The 14,831-nt window shown below is 71.8% G+C and carries 18 protein-coding genes and 1 tRNA gene; 8 read left to right on the top strand and 11 right to left on the bottom strand.

Annotation, left to right across the window (positions count from 1 at the left end):
- Nucleotides 1–41 precede the first annotated feature (41 nt).
- Both KV102_RS13170 and KV102_RS13165 read left to right on the top strand, forming a co-directional pair.
- Nucleotides 42–1,595, top strand: coding sequence for a molybdopterin-dependent oxidoreductase (locus tag KV102_RS13170; RefSeq protein ID WP_220344158.1), 1,554 nt, complete (start codon nt 42–44; stop codon nt 1,593–1,595).
- 29 nt (nt 1,596–1,624) lie between these two features.
- Nucleotides 1,625–2,299 (top strand): fasciclin domain-containing protein, encoded by a 675-nt coding sequence (locus KV102_RS13165; protein ID WP_308290330.1) that lies wholly within the window; start codon nt 1,625–1,627, stop codon nt 2,297–2,299.
- A gap of 83 nt (nt 2,300–2,382) precedes the next feature.
- On the opposite strand, the gene KV102_RS13160 is transcribed toward KV102_RS13165, so the two are convergent.
- The 4 genes from KV102_RS13160 to KV102_RS13145 form a co-directional block, all read right to left on the bottom strand.
- A complete protein-coding gene (locus KV102_RS13160; protein ID WP_220344156.1) occupies nt 2,383–3,015 on the bottom strand; it encodes a TetR/AcrR family transcriptional regulator in 633 nt (210 codons plus the stop codon).
- Nucleotides 3,016–3,054: 39 nt separating this feature from the next.
- Entirely contained in the window at nt 3,055–3,738 is a 684-nt protein-coding gene (locus tag KV102_RS13155; RefSeq protein ID WP_220344155.1) for an ABC transporter ATP-binding protein, read from the bottom strand.
- On the bottom strand, nt 3,735–4,865 hold the full coding sequence (locus tag KV102_RS13150) for an FtsX-like permease family protein (RefSeq protein WP_220344154.1): 1,131 nt from the start codon (nt 4,863–4,865) through the stop codon (nt 3,735–3,737). The genes KV102_RS13155 and KV102_RS13150 overlap by 4 nt, the downstream gene beginning before the upstream one ends.
- 76 nt (nt 4,866–4,941) lie before the next feature.
- Nucleotides 4,942–5,508 (bottom strand): HhH-GPD-type base excision DNA repair protein, encoded by a 567-nt coding sequence (locus tag KV102_RS13145; RefSeq protein WP_220344153.1) that lies wholly within the window; start codon nt 5,506–5,508, stop codon nt 4,942–4,944.
- Between the two features lie 86 nt (nt 5,509–5,594).
- Between KV102_RS13145 and KV102_RS13140 the strand changes: the two genes are divergently transcribed.
- Nucleotides 5,595–6,128, top strand: a complete 534-nt coding sequence (locus KV102_RS13140) for a methyltransferase domain-containing protein (protein ID WP_220344152.1) — start codon at nt 5,595–5,597, stop codon at nt 6,126–6,128.
- 43 nt (nt 6,129–6,171) lie between these two features.
- Here the strand turns inward: KV102_RS13140 and KV102_RS13135 are convergent, their stop codons facing one another.
- From KV102_RS13135 to KV102_RS13125, 3 genes are all read right to left on the bottom strand, one after another.
- On the bottom strand, nt 6,172–6,699 hold the full coding sequence (locus tag KV102_RS13135) for a Dps family protein (RefSeq protein ID WP_220344150.1): 528 nt from the start codon (nt 6,697–6,699) through the stop codon (nt 6,172–6,174).
- A gap of 85 nt (nt 6,700–6,784) precedes the next feature.
- Nucleotides 6,785–8,458, bottom strand: coding sequence for a serine/threonine-protein kinase (locus KV102_RS13130; protein ID WP_220344149.1), 1,674 nt, complete (start codon nt 8,456–8,458; stop codon nt 6,785–6,787).
- Between the two features lie 81 nt (nt 8,459–8,539).
- The gene (locus KV102_RS13125) at nt 8,540–9,160 is read right to left on the bottom strand and encodes a LysE/ArgO family amino acid transporter (RefSeq protein WP_255560935.1); all 621 of its coding nucleotides are present in this window, start codon (nt 9,158–9,160) and stop codon (nt 8,540–8,542) included.
- Nucleotides 9,161–9,229: 69 nt separating this feature from the next.
- Here KV102_RS13125 and KV102_RS13120 point away from each other — a divergent pair, with 69 nt between their 5' ends.
- Entirely contained in the window at nt 9,230–10,105 is an 876-nt protein-coding gene (locus tag KV102_RS13120) for a LysR family transcriptional regulator ArgP (protein WP_220346548.1), read from the top strand.
- Nucleotides 10,106–10,112: 7 nt separating this feature from the next.
- Here the strand turns inward: KV102_RS13120 and KV102_RS13115 are convergent, their stop codons facing one another.
- Nucleotides 10,113–10,502 (bottom strand): nitroreductase family deazaflavin-dependent oxidoreductase, encoded by a 390-nt coding sequence (locus tag KV102_RS13115; RefSeq protein WP_220344147.1) that lies wholly within the window; start codon nt 10,500–10,502, stop codon nt 10,113–10,115.
- Between the two features lie 59 nt (nt 10,503–10,561).
- Between KV102_RS13115 and KV102_RS13110 the strand changes: the two genes are divergently transcribed.
- Complete coding sequence (locus tag KV102_RS13110) at nt 10,562–10,786, top strand: hypothetical protein (protein WP_220344146.1); 225 nt, start codon at nt 10,562–10,564, stop codon at nt 10,784–10,786.
- A gap of 4 nt (nt 10,787–10,790) precedes the next feature.
- Nucleotides 10,791–11,087, top strand: a complete 297-nt coding sequence (locus KV102_RS13105; RefSeq protein ID WP_220344145.1) for a zf-TFIIB domain-containing protein — start codon at nt 10,791–10,793, stop codon at nt 11,085–11,087.
- 6 nt (nt 11,088–11,093) lie between these two features.
- Here the strand turns inward: KV102_RS13105 and KV102_RS13100 are convergent, their stop codons facing one another.
- A complete protein-coding gene (locus tag KV102_RS13100; protein ID WP_220346547.1) occupies nt 11,094–12,494 on the bottom strand; it encodes an MFS transporter in 1,401 nt (466 codons plus the stop codon).
- 76 nt (nt 12,495–12,570) lie between these two features.
- Between KV102_RS13100 and KV102_RS13095 the strand changes: the two genes are divergently transcribed.
- Both KV102_RS13095 and KV102_RS13090 read left to right on the top strand, forming a co-directional pair.
- The gene (locus KV102_RS13095) at nt 12,571–13,053 is read left to right on the top strand and encodes an Rrf2 family transcriptional regulator (protein WP_220346546.1); all 483 of its coding nucleotides are present in this window, start codon (nt 12,571–12,573) and stop codon (nt 13,051–13,053) included.
- A complete protein-coding gene (locus tag KV102_RS13090) occupies nt 13,050–13,859 on the top strand; it encodes an MBL fold metallo-hydrolase (RefSeq protein WP_220346545.1) in 810 nt (269 codons plus the stop codon). The genes KV102_RS13095 and KV102_RS13090 overlap by 4 nt, the downstream gene beginning before the upstream one ends.
- Nucleotides 13,860–13,875: 16 nt before the next feature.
- On the opposite strand, the gene KV102_RS13085 is transcribed toward KV102_RS13090, so the two are convergent.
- Nucleotides 13,876–14,649, bottom strand: a complete 774-nt coding sequence (locus tag KV102_RS13085) for an MBL fold metallo-hydrolase (protein ID WP_220346544.1) — start codon at nt 14,647–14,649, stop codon at nt 13,876–13,878.
- Nucleotides 14,650–14,753: 104 nt separating this feature from the next.
- Nucleotides 14,754–14,829, bottom strand: a tRNA-Ala gene (locus KV102_RS13080).
- Between the last annotated feature and the right edge of the window lie 2 nt (nt 14,830–14,831).

The following is a 14,831-nucleotide window of genomic DNA, read 5'->3' as shown; positions in this document are numbered from 1 at the left end:
GTCGCGCCCATCCCTGTCGCGGGCGGCCGCGAAGCAGGAGCATGGTCCACCACCAAGCATCGCGCCAGGCGCTGGCAGCAGGGTCGGGCGTCCTCGCCGCCCTTGCCGGCACGGCGGCGGGTGCTGCGGTCGCGACCCTGACCGGTGGTCCCTCGCCGGTCGTGGCCGTCGGCAACGCCTTCGTCGCACGGACACCGGGGTGGCTGAAGGACTTCGCCGTGCGCCAGTTCGGGGAGGACGACAAGGCCGTCCTGCTGGCCGGGACCGCGGTCGTGCTGGTGCTGATCGCGGCAGGTGCCGGCTGGATCGGGCTGACTCACCCGAGGATCGCGGTCGGGCTCGTCGTGGTGACAGGCGTGCTCGCCGTGGCCGCGACCCTGGCGGACACCACGACGTCGGTTCCGCCGGACGTGGCGGTGCTGGCGCCGCTGGCGACGGTCGCCGTCGGCGTCGCCGCGCTGGTGGTGCTGCTCGCCCCCTTGCGCACCCCGTCGCCGCTGGGCCTACGTCGCGAGGACGACCTCCCGTCGGGGTTCGACCGGCGTGCGTTCCTGGTGGCAGCGCTCGGGACGGCGGCGGTCGCCACGGTCGGCGGAGGCGTGACGCGGCTCCTCGGGACGTCCGACGCTGCTGCGTCCCGGGCGACCGTGACGATCCCCCGGCCGATCGACGCCGCGGTGCCGGTGCCCGCAGGCGTCGACCCGCTGCGAGGCATCTCTCCGTACCTGACGGACAACCACGACTTCTACCGCGTCGACACGGCGCTCACGGTCCCCGACGTCCCCGCCGACACATGGCGGCTGCGGATCCACGGCGACGTCGACGAGGAGCTCGAGCTGACCTTCGCCGACCTGATCGCCGAGCCGCTGATCGAACGGCGCATCACCTTGACGTGCGTGTCCAACGAGGTCGGTGGAGAGTACGCGGGCAACGCGACGTGGATCGGCGTCCCCCTCGCAGGCCTGCTGCGGCGTGCCGGCGTGCGCGACGGCGCCGACGCGCTGAAGTCGACGAGCGCGGACGGCATGGTCATCGGCACTCCGCTCGAGGCGGTGCTCGACGGCCGCGACGCCATGGTCGCCGTCGCGATGAACGGCGATCCCCTCCCGCTCGAGCACGGCTTCCCCGCCCGGATGGTCATCCCCGGACTCTACGGCTACGTCTCCGCGACGAAGTGGCTCGTCGACCTCGAAGTCACGCGGTTCTCCGACTTCACGGCGTACTGGACCTCCCGCGACTGGGCCGAGCAGGCGCCGATCAAGCTCGCCTCCCGCATCGACGTCCCCCGAGGATTCCAGTCCTTCGAGTCCGGCGACGTGCGCGTCGGCGGTGTCGCGTGGGCACAGAACGTCGGGATCAGTGCCGTCGAGGTCCGCGTCGACGACGGCTCGTGGGAGCCCGCGCGGCTGGCGCCTGAGGACGGGATCGACACCTGGCGGCAGTGGACGTGGCGATGGGCCGACGCCACCTCCGGCGACCACACGCTCGCCGTCCGTGCCGTCGACGCCGACGGCAACACCCAGACCTCCGACCGCGCTGACCCGCGTCCGGACGGCTCCACCGGCTGGCACAGCGTCCAGTTCTCGGTGGAGTGATCACACCATCGAAGGAAAAGGAAAAGATGATGCGCACCACCACACGCAGGACCCGCTTCATGGCGACGGCGGCGCTGCTCGCCTCGCTCACGCTCGTCACCACCGCGTGCGGCGGTGACGACTCCGACTCGAGCTCCAGCGACTCGACGTCGAGCGCCTCGGCCTCGCCGTCGGAGTCGGCGACTGCCGACGACGCCGCGTCCGAGCTCGTCGGTCCCGGCTGCGCGGCATACGCCGAGCAGGTGCCGGACGGCCCCGGGTCGGTCGAGGGCATGTCCCAGGACCCGGTCGCGACGGCGGCAAGCAACAACCCGCTCCTGAAGACTCTCACCGCGGCCGTGAGCGGACAGCTCAACCCGGAGGTGAACCTCGTGGACACGCTCAACGGTGGTGAGTTCACGGTCTTCGCGCCGGTCGACGATGCGTTCGCGAAGCTGCCGAAGGACACCGTCGCGTCGCTGGGCACACCCGCCGGCGCCAAGACCCTCGAGTCGGTGCTGACGTACCACGTCGTTCCCGGCCAGCTGAGCCCCGACGAGGTCGTCGGCACTCACAAGACCGTGAACGGCGCCGAGGTGGAGGTCGCCGGCTCGCCCGACGCGCTGACGGCCGGTGCGGAGGGTGCCGCGGTGGTCTGTGGCGGCGTCAAGACCGCGAACGCCACCGTCTACCTCATCGACACGGTGCTCATGCCGCCGGCGTGACCTGAGGAGACCAGACCGCCCGCCGGCCCTCCCCCACGACTCGGGGGTGGGGAGGACCGACGGGCGGTCCGTCGCGTCCGCCCTCAGCCCGAGGAACCCCGCTCGGCCTCGGACCCGGGAGACTCCGGCAGGTGCAGGTAGCCGCCGAGCAGCCGGCGGAGCCGAGCGAGCGCGCGATCCTTGGCCGGCACCGGCGACTCCGGGTCGGTCGACGAGAGACCGCGGGATGCCTGGACGATGAGCGAGTCGATGTGCTCGGCGACCGCCTCCGGCTCGGGCTCGCCGAACTCGCTGAGCGCCTCGCGCAGCGGCACCTGGAGCTGGGCGTGGAACTCCGTCATCGGACCGGCCAGGACGTGCGGTTCCACGACCCGGCTCAGCGCCTGCGCGACGGCCTGCTCCGAGCTGGCGAAGAGGTCGACGTTGGCCTCGATGTAGGCCCATACGCGGCCGCTCGGCGTGGAGGCTTCCGCCACCCTGCCCAGGACCTTCCCGGCCCAGTCGGGGAACAGCTCCTCGACGAGGGCGCCCAGCAGCTCGTCAGCCGACGCGAAGTACTGGTACACGCTGCTTCGTGCGAGGCCCGCCCGGCGACCGACCTCGCCCATCGAGGGTGCCTCGCCGGTCTCGGCCAGGATGGTGTGCGCCGCGTCCAGGAGTGCCTGGCGCTGGCGAGCGTGGTGCTCGGCCACCGTCGGCGCCGCGATCCGTGGCATGTCACTCCTTCAGCAGTGTCGGAACCTCCGACGATCCCATCAGACCGACTCGGCGACGACGGGCCCGAGTCGGCCGTCGACCATCTCGAGGACACGGTCGCAGTGGTGGAGGACGTCGTGGTCGTGGGTGACCATGATGCTCGCCACCCCGTGCTCGTGCGCCTCCCGGGCCAGCAGTCCCACCACCTCCTGGCTGCGACGGCGGTCGAGGGCCGCGGTCGGCTCGTCGACGAGGAGGACCTCGGGGCGGGTGACGAGCGCGCGGGCGATCCCGACGCGTTGCCGCTCCCCGCCGGAGAGCTCGTGCGGACGGCGCCGCGCCTTGTGCTCCATGCCGACCTCGGCCAGGAGCTCACGCGGGTCGCGGGCGTCGGCGACCTTGCCGAACGTCAACGGCAGTCGGACCTGGTCGAGGCTGGTGAGCGCCGGGACCAGGTTGCCGCTCTGGAAGACGAAACCGATCCGCTGGCGACGTACGCGCGTGAGCTCACGCGGTGACGCGGTCGTGAGGTCGACGTCGCCGAGGCGGACCTGGCCGGAGGTCGGCGTGGTGAGTGCGCCGGCCACCGCGAGGAGGCTCGACTTGCCGGAGCCCGAAGGTCCGACCACGGCCACGAGCTCGCCCTCGGCGACCTCGATGCTGACCGAGTCCAGGGCTCGGACCGTCTCGTCACCGTCTCCGTGCAGGAGCGTGACGTCGGACAAGGACAGGACGGCGGTCATCGGCTGCCTCCCAGGGCAGTGAGGGGATCGATGCGGGTGAGGCGCACGACGGCGACCGCGGCGCCGGCGAGACCCAGCACGAGCAGCAGCACCGTGGCACCGATGACCGGACCGGCCTCGAGGGCGAACGGCATGGACGTCGTCGCGAGAGCGGCGCCGGCGGCCAGGCCGATGCCGATGCCGATGCCGGCGGAGGCGACGAGCAGGACGATGGACTGCATCAGGCTGTCGCGCAGAAGGTAGCCGGTGCTCGCCCCGAGCGCGCGGAGCACGGCGATCTCCTGTCGCCGCTGGATCGTCAGCACGGTGAAGAAGGCACCGACGACGAGCGCGGAGATGGCATAGAGGAAGCCCTGGATCAGCTGGAGCGTCGAGGTCTCGGCGGTGTAGCCCGGAGAGCCGCCGTACGACTCCTCGCGGGTCAGCGAGGTGGTGCCTGCCGCCTCGTCACCTGCGGCCAGGTCGACCTCGGCGCCGTCCTCGGCCTTGACCGCGACAGCGGTGAACTCGTCGTAGACCCGGTCGGGCACGGCGTCACCGGCGCGGACGCCCGCGCGGATCTCCTGCCACGTCTCGAGCGGGAGGTAGCCGATGTCGACGTGGCCGAAGGTGTGCTGGTCGGCGAGCACGCCGACGACCTTCAGCTCGGTGCCTGAGGGTTGCAGCACGACGGTGTCGCCGATCTCCACCCCCTCCTCGGCGGCGGTCCCGCTCACGACGACCTCCCCCTCACCGGCGATGGGTGAGCCCTCTGCCACGTCGGGATCGAGGAAGGATCCGACCTCGACACCGAACAACGCAAGGTCGATCTCGAGACCCTTGTCGGTGCGGGCGTTGACCAGCGTGTTGCCGAACGGCTCGGCCTCGGCGACGCCGTCCTGCTTCGACCAGGACTCGACCGCGTTCTCGCCGACCACGCTGCGAGAGAAGGCGGAGTCCTTGGAGACGTCCTTCTGGAAGGCGAAGGAGGTCACCGGCATCCGCTGGAGACCGGAGACACCGTCGTTGGCGAGCCCGACCGAGAGGCCGCTGAGGAGCACCATCAGGATGGCGATGAGCGCGACGACGGCTCCCATCAGAGCGAAGCGACCGCGGGCGAAGACGAGTTCACGAAGGGCTAGGAACATCAGGACCGACCGTCCTGGCAGTTAAGCGACACCATGTCGACATGATACCAACAGCATGTCGGCAAACCCCCGCAGGCTACTCCTTGTCCGCGGCGGCCCGCTTCTTCTGCTTCTTGAAGTCACGGACCTTCTGCAACGAGTCGGCGTCGATGACGTCGGCGACCGACCTGTAGCCCTCCAGGGCGTAGTCCCCGGCCACCCCCTCCCAGCCCTCCGGCCGTACGCCCAGCTGCTTGGCGAGCAGCGCGATGAAGATCTGGGCCTTCTGCCGGCCGAAGCCCGGCAGCTCCTGGACCCGTGCGATCAGCTCCTTGCCCGTGGTCGGCTCGGTCCACAGGCGGGTCACGTCGCCGCCGTACCTCGACTCGACCAGGGCCGCGAGCGCCTGCAGCCGCGCGGCCATCGACCCGGGGAACCGGTGGATCGCCGGCGGCTCGCTGCACAGCTCCTTGAACGCCTCAGGGTCGGCGGCGGCGATCGCGGCCGGCTCGAGAGTGCCGAACCGGCTCAGCACCTTCCAGCCGCCGCGGAAGGCGTGCTCCATCCCGTACTGCTGGTCGAGCATCATCCCGACCACGACGGCGAAGGGGTGCTGGTCGAGGACGTCGTCGGCTTCGGGCAGCCCGGTCATCTGGAAGGACATGCCCCCATCCTCTCTCATCAGAACGGATGGCCCGCCGACGCGACGGCGCGTACGGCGGTGGCCCGGCCGGCGCCGTACGCTGAGACATGCCCGCCCCAGTACGTCTCGCCACCGCGGTCGCTGCACTCCCCCTGCACCCCGACAGCGACGTGCTCGAGGTCGGCGGCGGCGGCGGGGTGGCGGCGAAGCTCGTGCTCGAACGCCTGGGTCCGGACGGAAGCTATCTCGGCGTGGACCGCTCGCCGGTTGCGGAGGAACGCACTCGGCGGCGCTGCGAGGCGACCTCGGGCGACGCCCGCTGGGACGTCGTCCGCGGATCGGTCGAGGACGTCGCCCCGAGCCTTCTCGAGGCCTCGCGCGACCTCGTCTTCGCCGTGAACGTCAACCTCTTCTGGACCGGCGACGCTGCCGAGCCCAGCCGCGCCCTACGGCGGCTGCTGCGGCCCGGCGGCTCGTTCTGGCTGTTCTACGAGACGCCCTCGGGCTCGGTCGCCCGCAGGGTCGCCGACGCGGTCGTCGCCTCGCTGCGCGGCGGGGGCTTCGACGTGGTGACCGCGTTCGCCTCGGGTCCGCGGCTCGCGGGCTTCACCGCCACCTGCCAACGAGACCGGCAGTCATGACGCGGCGACCGACGGACGTGTCCGTCGGTCGCGCGTCAGACGGTCATTCGTGGATCGGGCGCGGGATGCTGCGGTTGGCGATCCGGTTCTCGGCCTCCACCATCCACGCGAGCTGCTCGATGCGCTCGAGAACGGCGTGGAGGAGATCGGCCGTCGTCGGGTCCTCCTCGTCGACGGCGTCGTGGATGCGCCGCGCTGTCGCGGCGACCGCGTGGAGCGCGCTCGTGATCAGGTCGACCGTCTCGCCGGTGTCGACCTCGTCGGACGGGAACTCCGGCAGGCTGCTCTGCTTGGCCACCGTCGCTGCCCGACCGTCCGGCGTCACGTAGATCGCCCTCATCCGCTCGGCGACGTCGTCGGAGAACTGACGTGCGGCCGCCACGATCTCGTCGAGCTGGAGATGGAGGTCGCGGAAGTTCTTGCCGACCACGTTCCAGTGCGCCTGCTTCCCCTGGATGTGGAGGTCGATCAGATCGACGTGGATCTGCTGGAGGTGGTCGGCCATCTGCTTCGACGCGCGGTACGGGGCATCCACCGTGGTGCTGTCGCCGCGGCTCATCGTCTTGCCCATGCTTCCTCCTACGTCATCGCTTGTGCTGGCCCTCCCAGGCAAGCACGGATGCGAGGACCTTTCCACCGGTGTGGCCCACGTCTCGTCAACCCGCCAGGCCCGTCACCACGAGCAGGGCGGCCACCGCGACGACCGTGACACCGGTCGTGATCAGTCCCGGGGCCAGGCGGAGCATCTGTGGCGGCCCCACGCCGCGGTCGCGGCGGGCCTCTGCCGACCAACGAGCCGCGAGCACGAGGAGCCCGACGACGACCAGCAGGAGTGCGAGGAGGTCCCAGGCGATCGCCCGGCCACCGACCTCGACGACCGGCAACACGCGGTCGATCCAGGCGAACGGCGCCCGGACGGCAGCGTCGGCACCGGAGAGGCAGCCCACCAGGACGGCGAGAATGCCGACGAGAGCGACCAGACCGGCCCCCTTGTCGCTCCACCATCCGCGACGGATCAGCGCCCGCTCCTGCTTCCAGCCCTCGTCGGTGTCGGGGAAGCGGCGGCGCTGGGCGAACTGGCCGTCCCACCACCGGTTGCGACGCCAGATCGTGGCCTTCACACGGGCGGGATCCAGCGCGCGGACCGAGCGCCGATGCGTGTGCCGCTGGGCTCGCGACACCACCTCCACAGCCGCCCGGTCGTACCCCCGGGCGTGGGCGGCCTCGAGCTCGACCGCGAGACGGCCGTTGTCCAGCAGCCGCTGGAGACCGTCGGGAGGGAGCGAAGCAGCCGCTGGCGCGGGGACGGCGACCGTCTGCGGCGGGGAGGTCACGCTCCGCGGACGGGGCGCGGCCGGTGTCACGACAGGCGCGACCACCGGCCGGGGCTCGGGCGGCCGAGGCGCCGTCGGCTTGGCGACCGGCCGCTCCTCGTCCGGGGCCAGCCGTGCGAGCTCGGCGACCACCTCCTCCATCGGAGGACGGTCGCCCGGTGAGACCGCGGTCGCCGAGCGCACGAGAGGGGCCAGCGCGTCAGGAACACCCCGCAGGTCGATCCGGCCCTCGGCCACGGCGCTCAGCGTCGCCGCGTCGTCTCCTCGCGGGAACGGGGTGCGACCGGAGGACGCGAACGCGACGAGCAGGCCGAGACCGTACACGTCCGTGGCCGCGGTGGCCCGGTCCCCGGTCAACCGCTCGGGCGCCGCCCACGCGACCGAGCCCACCATCTCGCCAGTCGAGGTGAGGTCGTGGGTGTGGTCGCCCTTGGCGATGCCGACGTCGATCAGCGTGGCTCGTCTGCCGGCGAGGACGGCGTTGGCCGGCTTCACGTCACGGTGGACGTAGCCGAGAGCGTGGAGCCGCCCGAGCGAACGCCCGACGTCGAGCGCCGCCACCACGACGGTCGGGACAGCGAGCGGTCCGGCATGGCGTACGGCGTCACCCACCGTGACGCCCTCGAGGAGCTCCATCGCGAACCACGGGCGCGCGGCCTGCAGGTCTCCGTCGATGTAGCGGGGGAACCCGTTGCCGCCGAGCCGGTCGAGCAGCGCCGCCTCTCGGGCGAACCGCTCCCGCGCTCCCGACCCCTCGAACGTCAGCACCTTCACGGCGACGGGCGGACCGCCCGCGGCACTTCCGACGTACACGGCACCGAAGCCACCCGACCCGAGGAGCACCCGGAGCTGGTAGGGCCCGACAGCGGCCGAGGTGGGGTCGCGGGGAAGCGTGGCGCCCGTCGCGAGGTGCACCGTCGGGGCAGCGCCGTCCGCCCGAGGGTCCGGACCCTGGACCGTCGGGACGTGATCCTCCGCGGTGTCGCCCGCTGCCATGTGCCCCTCTCAACCGTCGTCGATGCTCGTTCGAGCGTAACAACGAGGCGATCTCCGAGACGTTCGTCACGGCACGCCGCGTCAGGCGTGGCGGACCAACGAGACGGCGATCACGAGCATCACCACGGCGATCCCCGCGTCCAGGACGCGCCAGGCGCCCGGCCGGGAGAAGACGGGACGCAAGGTCCGCGCGCCGTACCCGAGCCCCAGGAACCAGGCCCAGCTGCCCGCCACGGCGCCGATCGCGAAGAGCCAACGGTCACCCCCGTACGAGCTCCCCACCGACCCCAGGAGCAGCACGGTGTCGAGATAGACGTGCGGGTTCAACCAGGTGAGTGCGGCGGCTGTCGCGACCACGGCCCAGCGCGACGCCGGGGCGCCACGGTCGTCGACCTCCAGCCGGCCGCCGACCCACGCGCGCCGTGCCGCGAGCAGGCCGTACGCGGTGAGGAAGGCAGCCCCGCCCCAACGAGCCAACGCGACCAGGGCTGGGGCCTGGACGACGAGCGATCCCACGCCGGCGACCCCCGCCGCGATCAGGACGGTGTCCGAGGCGGCGCAGACGAGGACGACCGCACCGACGTGCTCGCGACGCAGACCCTGCCGGAGGACGAAGACGTTCTGGGCGCCGATCGCCACGATGAGCGAGAGGCCCGTGACCATCCCTGCCACGACGACCGACATCGCACCTCCTGTCTCCATGCTTCGACGGTAGGTGCGGCGCGTCATCCAATCCAGCTAAACTTCCTTCAGCAGATGAAGGAGCGCTTCATGACCGACCTGGCCCTCGACCAGCTCCGCACGCTCGCGGCCGTGGTCGGCGAGGGCAGCTTCGAGGCGGCCGCCGCGTCGCTCCACGTCACCCCCTCCGCCGTGAGCCAGCGCATCAAGGCGCTGGAGGCGGCGACCGGTCGCGTGCTCGTCCGCCGTACCCGTCCCGTCGCGGTGACCGAGCAGGGCGCCGCCGTGCTGCGCGCCGCCCGCCAGGTCGACCTCCTCCTGGCCGACCTCGTGCCGTCGGTCGCACACCCAGGACCGGTCACGATCCCCGTCGTCGTCAACGCCGACTCGCTGGCCACCTGGTTCGTCCCCTCGATCGCGGTCGTCGCCGACCAGGTGTGCGTCGACGTCCACCGGGAGGACGAGCAGCACTCGCTCGGACGGCTGCGCGACGGCACCGTCCTCGCCGCGGTCGCCGCGGACCCAGGACGCGTGCCCGGGTGCACCGTGACGAGTCTCGGGACGATGCGTTACCGGGCCATGGCCACGCCGGGGTTCGTCGCACGGTGGTTCGCCGACGGCGTCTCGGCCGCCGCCCTCGCGACGGCGCCGGTCGTCCAGTTCGACCGCCTCGACGATCTCCAGCACCGGTTCGTCCGACGGGTCACCCGCCGCCGCGTCGATCCTCCGCACCACTACGTGCCCGGTTCGGAGGCCTACCGCGACGCCATACGCCTCGGGCTGGGATGGGGGATGCTTCCCGACCTCCAGTCCGCCGCGCTGGAGGAGACGGGAGCGGTGCGGGAGATCGGCGAGCGCACGCGGATCGACGTCAGGCTCTTCTGGCACCTGGCGCAGCTCGAGTCGCGACCTCTGGCGCTGCTGTCGGACGCCGTGCACGCAGGCGCTCGCCGGCACTTGAGCTGATCGGCGCTCATCCGGCGGCAGGGACGGTCCCCGCCGTCAGGAAGCTGTCGGCGCCCAGCGCGCGAAGGAACGGGCGGACCAGCGCCGGCACGGCGCGGTGCTGCGGGTCGCGCGCGATCCTCGGGGAGACGAGCGGGAGCGTACGTCCGCGCGTCACGACCGCCGACTTGCCGGGTCCCAGCACGTTGCGGACCCAGTCGGTGTCGTCACCGTACGGCAGCGCGACCACGATCTGCTCACCGTGGCGGAAGACCATCACTGGTGTGCGGTAGACATGGCCGGACCGGCGGCCCCGATGGACGACCACCCCCAGTCCGGGCAGCCGCGGGGCAACGTGCACGACGAGCCGGTTGAGCCCGACGCGGTTGACCCGACGAAGGCGTCGCGGGAGCACCATGGTCGTACGCTCTCACGCGCGCGGCCCTCACGCCACGAAGAACGGCGCATGATGGGCGCATGACCGAGGAGCCTGTCGAGGTGCTGACCCGCTGGGAGCGCGCGGGCGGGACGTGGCGCGTGGTCGCGCACAGCTCGTCGGCGGCGACCGTGACACTGTGCCGGTGCGACGGCGGCGAAGAGGTCGACCGCCTCACATCGACCGATCCCCGACTCCTCGCCTTCCTCGGCTCGCGCAGCAGCAGCGACGACGCTTGGCAAGGCTCCTCCGACCCCCGAGGATGAGCCCATGAGATGCCCGAACGACGAAACCACCCTTGTGATGAGCGAACGCAGCGGGATCGAGATCGACTACTGCCCCGAGTGCCGCGGGGTGTGGCTCGACCGTGGCGAGCTCGACAAGATCATCGACCGCGCCGGCTCCCAGTCGGCCCCCGCCGCACCGTCACCGCCGTCTCCGGGCTCGTACCAGCAGGCGCCGCCGCAGCAGCAGTACCAGCAGCGCGGCTACGACGACCGCCGCTACGACGACCGGTCCCCCAGGCGCAAGAAGAAGGAGAACTGGCTGTCCGACCTCTTCGACTGAACGGCCTCACCGAGCATCACGGGCGGGGCGGCACGTCAGCACGACGGCCGCCCCGACGAGCGAGAAGGCCGCGGTGAGGAGGACGGCGACGTTCCACCCGTCGAAGAGGTCCTGCCGGCTCGTGCCGTGGCTCGCGACGATGACGGCGACGACGGTCACGCCGATCGCCGAGCCGACGTAGCGGGCGGTGTTGTTGGCCCCTGCACCCATCGCCTCGCGGCCCACGGGCACGGCCGCCACAGCCTCGCGACCCAGCGCGGCGTTGAGGACACCACTCGCGACCCCTGCGACGAGCAGAGCGGGGACGAAGCGGGGCCACGACGTGTCCGGCCCGACCGCCGCGAGCCCCGCCTGACCGACGGCGACGCCGACCAGACCGATCGCAAGCTGGACCCGGCCCGAGACTCGGTGCTCGGGGATCCGACGTGCGAGCAGGGACGCCGCCACGCTGGTCGCCGACCACGAGAGCAGGAGCAGGGAGGCACCGAGCGCGTCGATGCCGAAGCCGGTGTCGAGGAAGACCGCCATGAACGAGAACAGGGCGATGATCCCCATGCCCGTGGCGAATGCCGCGACCGTGACGGCCAGGAACCGACGATGGCGCAGCAGCATCAGGTCGAGCATCGGCGCCCGGCCTCGCCGTTCGACGGCGACGAAAGCCACCAGCGCGAGGACGGCACCACCGAACAGCGCGAGCGCCAACGGATCACCGAGATCCTGACGGCTCTCGACGAGACCCGCGAGAAGGCTCCCGAGCCCGACAGCGAGGAGCAACCCGCCCCACCGGTCCACCGGACGCGGACGGGCCGCGCGCGACTCCCTCACCACGCCCAGCGCGAGCGCCGCCGTCGCGACGCAGGCTGCTGCCAGCAGCGCGTAGGCGAGACGCCATGACACCCACGCGTCACAGAGCCCGGCGACCACCGGTCCGACGGCGATGCCCGCGCCCAGCGCGGCACCCCACACGCCGCTGGCCGACGCGCGTTCAGGTCCCGCGGGGAAGGTATGGGCGATGATGCCGAGACTCGAGGCGGTGACGGCGGCGCCACCGACACCTTGCAGGACGCGCGCGAGCACGAAGGTGACTGTGTCGGGCGCGACCACGCACACGACGCTCGTGAGGGCCATCAGGAACAGCCCTGCCACGAAGGTGCGGCGACGGCCGAAGTCGTCAGCGACCGCCCCGCTGGTCAGCAGCGCGGACGCCAACCCGATGCTCATCGAGCTGAGGACCCAGGTCCGGCCGGCGACTCCGGCGTCCAGAGAGGCAGCCGTGGGGACGATCGTCGCGAGCGGCATCGTGAAGGCGACGAGCATCAGGAAGGTGCCGCAGGCGACAGCGGCAAGGGTCCATCCTCGCGACGGCGCCCCACGAGGGACGCTCACATCGCCCTGCGGCAGCGACATCGCGGTCCCCCTCACGGCGACCAGCAGACACCCCGTCACACCAGCCCATCGTAACAATTTTGGTTACCATAGCAGCATGAGTGCGAACAGTCGCCTGACCGTCGCCGTCCACGTGCTCTCTTGGATGGAGCTGAGCCGCCGTCGAGGGCACGAGTGGTCCACCTCGGAGCACATCTCCCGAAGCGTGCGGACCAACGCGGTGGTGATCCGCCGTCTCCTGTCCGACCTGCGCGACGGCGGGATCGTCGCCTCACGCAGGGGAGCCGGCGCCGGATGGCGTCTCGCCCGTGATGCCTCGTCACTCACGCTTCGCGAGGTCGACGAAGCGCTCGGCGCAGAGCCCGTCTACGCGATGCACCGCAACGAGCCCAGCCCTCGATGTGTTGTCGCCCGCGGGATCCGGCCGGCGCTCGCGCCGGTGTACGCACGCGTCGACGACGCGGTGCGCGCAGAGCTTGCCCGGACCACCGTCGCCGAGGCGCTCGACGACGCACTGGCCCATACGATGGAGGTCGCAGAGCCGCAGCGCTCGGCCACGACAGTCCGGGAGGACCGATGAACGAGCGCGAGCGCCTCGTCGAGGTGGCCGACGGCGTGTTGGTGATCACCCACCCGTTCTGCGCCACGAACACCACCGTGATCGTCGGGCACGACGGACGGGAGTGCGTGGTGGTGGACCCGGGTGTCACGGCCGACGAGATCGACGCGCTGGCGACAGCACTGGCGTCACGCGGCCTCACCGTCACCGGAGCGTTCTCCACCCACCCGCACTGGGACCACCTCCTGTGGCGTCGGTCCCTGGGGGACGCGCCACGGTGGGCCACCGACGCCGGCGCGGCGAGGGCGCTCGCCGTCGTGGACGACAACGCCCGCAAGGCGCGTGCTGCTGTCACGGAGGTCGACACCTCCGGACTCGGGCGGGTCGTCGCCCTCGAACCCGGCGCGATCGTGCTCCCCTGGACCGGCCGCCACATCCGCGTGCTCGAGCACCGCGCGCACGCGCCAGGCCATGCCGCGCTGATGGTGACCGACGTCGGCGTCCTGGTGGCCGGCGACATGCTCTCCGACGTGGAGATTCCGTTGCTCGATCTCGAGGCCGGTCGCCCCTGGGACGACTATGCCGAGGCCCTCGACGTCTTCGACGAGGTCGCACGCTCGGTGGCCGTCGTGGTGCCCGGGCACGGGTCGACGGGGGACGGTGTCGAGCTCCGGCGCAGGATCGACGCCGACCGCGCCTATCTCGCGTCGCTCCCGCTGGACGGCGAGGACGACCCTGACCCTCGCCTCGCCGACGCCGCGGACTGGCTCCTCGCCGAGCACGAGGCTGCCGGTCGCCGCGTCCGTCACGACCTGGGCGCTCGGTGACCGGATCACCGGAGATCTAGACGGCCAGCTCCACACGTTCTCCCGGAGCGAGCAGGACCGCCCGCGTGGGCGACCCCTCGGTCGCGTCGACGAAGCGCTCGCCCGGTGTGTCGAACAGGTGGTGACGGATCGCGGGAGCCACGCGCCCCAGACCCACCGGCCAGAACGTCCCCCAGTGCACCGGTACGGCCCAACGAGCTCCCACCCGTGCCACCAGCTCAGCCGCCTGCTCGGGATCCAGGTGGTCCTCACCGAGCGTGGGGCCCCACCCGCCGATCGGCACCAGCGCGAGATCGACCGGCGCGATCCGCCTCACGTCCGCGTGCGGGCCTGTGTCACCGGGGAACCAGAACGTACGGTCACCGACGACCCGGAACCCGAGCGGCTGCGAGGCTCGGCGGGACCAGCGGTGGCGCGACGCGGGATGGTCGGCGTCGGTCACCTCGACGTCGAGACCGGCCACGCGGAGCCTGTCGCCAGGAACAGCCTCGTACACGTCGAGCCCCAGCCCTCCGAGCAGCCCTCCACCGGCCTCGGGGACCACGACGGGCGTGCCCCGCGGAAGGCGTCGCAACGAGGGGACGTGGAAGTGGTCGAGGTGGAGGTGGGAGACCAGCACGAGATCGGCCCGTGCCGCAGACGCCGACGGCGACATCGAGCGGCGGCGCAGGTGGACCACCCGGTCGAGGAGCACCGGGTCGGTGAGGACGCGGGTGTCACCGATCTCGACCGTCGCTGTCGAGTGCCCCCACCAGGTGACGGCCATCGGCGTCACGGGCGCGCGGTCCACACGCGCCATCGTGCCACGGGCTCACGACAGGGACGGCCCGAAGCCGTCAGAGACGAAGAAACCCTGTCCAGCGTCGCGGGACAGGGTCGGGACTTCAGAACACGTGGTGGAGCATAGGGGATTCGAACCCCTGACCTCTTCCATGCCATGGAAGCGCGCTACCAACTGCGCCAATGCCCCGT

It is taken from the genome of Mumia sp. zg.B53, from assembly GCF_019550935.1.
Taxonomy (GTDB): domain Bacteria; phylum Actinomycetota; class Actinomycetes; order Propionibacteriales; family Nocardioidaceae; genus Mumia.
Note: the sequence above shows the minus strand (reverse complement) of the source record. Positions and strands in the feature narration are given on the sequence as shown.

What these genes read in the sequence shown, in the direction of transcription:
- KV102_RS13170 (WP_220344158.1), top strand. Translation starts at nt 42, where the DNA reads ATGGTCCACCACCAAGCATCGCGCCAGGCGCTGGCAGCAGGGTCGGGC.
- KV102_RS13165 (WP_308290330.1), top strand. Translation starts at nt 1,625, where the DNA reads ATGCGCACCACCACACGCAGGACCCGCTTCATGGCGACGGCGGCGCTG.
- KV102_RS13160 (WP_220344156.1), bottom strand. Translation starts at nt 3,015, where the DNA reads ATGCCACGGATCGCGGCGCCGACGGTGGCCGAGCACCACGCTCGCCAG.
- KV102_RS13155 (WP_220344155.1), bottom strand. Translation starts at nt 3,738, where the DNA reads ATGACCGCCGTCCTGTCCTTGTCCGACGTCACGCTCCTGCACGGAGAC.
- KV102_RS13150 (WP_220344154.1), bottom strand. Translation starts at nt 4,865, where the DNA reads ATGTTCCTAGCCCTTCGTGAACTCGTCTTCGCCCGCGGTCGCTTCGCT.
- KV102_RS13145 (WP_220344153.1), bottom strand. Translation starts at nt 5,508, where the DNA reads ATGTCCTTCCAGATGACCGGGCTGCCCGAAGCCGACGACGTCCTCGAC.
- KV102_RS13140 (WP_220344152.1), top strand. Translation starts at nt 5,595, where the DNA reads ATGCCCGCCCCAGTACGTCTCGCCACCGCGGTCGCTGCACTCCCCCTG.
- KV102_RS13135 (WP_220344150.1), bottom strand. Translation starts at nt 6,699, where the DNA reads ATGGGCAAGACGATGAGCCGCGGCGACAGCACCACGGTGGATGCCCCG.
- KV102_RS13130 (WP_220344149.1), bottom strand. Translation starts at nt 8,458, where the DNA reads ATGGCAGCGGGCGACACCGCGGAGGATCACGTCCCGACGGTCCAGGGT.
- KV102_RS13125 (WP_255560935.1), bottom strand. Translation starts at nt 9,160, where the DNA reads ATGGAGACAGGAGGTGCGATGTCGGTCGTCGTGGCAGGGATGGTCACG.
- KV102_RS13120 (WP_220346548.1), top strand. Translation starts at nt 9,230, where the DNA reads ATGACCGACCTGGCCCTCGACCAGCTCCGCACGCTCGCGGCCGTGGTC.
- KV102_RS13115 (WP_220344147.1), bottom strand. Translation starts at nt 10,502, where the DNA reads ATGGTGCTCCCGCGACGCCTTCGTCGGGTCAACCGCGTCGGGCTCAAC.
- KV102_RS13110 (WP_220344146.1), top strand. Translation starts at nt 10,562, where the DNA reads ATGACCGAGGAGCCTGTCGAGGTGCTGACCCGCTGGGAGCGCGCGGGC.
- KV102_RS13105 (WP_220344145.1), top strand. Translation starts at nt 10,791, where the DNA reads ATGAGATGCCCGAACGACGAAACCACCCTTGTGATGAGCGAACGCAGC.
- KV102_RS13100 (WP_220346547.1), bottom strand. Translation starts at nt 12,494, where the DNA reads ATGTCGCTGCCGCAGGGCGATGTGAGCGTCCCTCGTGGGGCGCCGTCG.
- KV102_RS13095 (WP_220346546.1), top strand. Translation starts at nt 12,571, where the DNA reads ATGAGTGCGAACAGTCGCCTGACCGTCGCCGTCCACGTGCTCTCTTGG.
- KV102_RS13090 (WP_220346545.1), top strand. Translation starts at nt 13,050, where the DNA reads ATGAACGAGCGCGAGCGCCTCGTCGAGGTGGCCGACGGCGTGTTGGTG.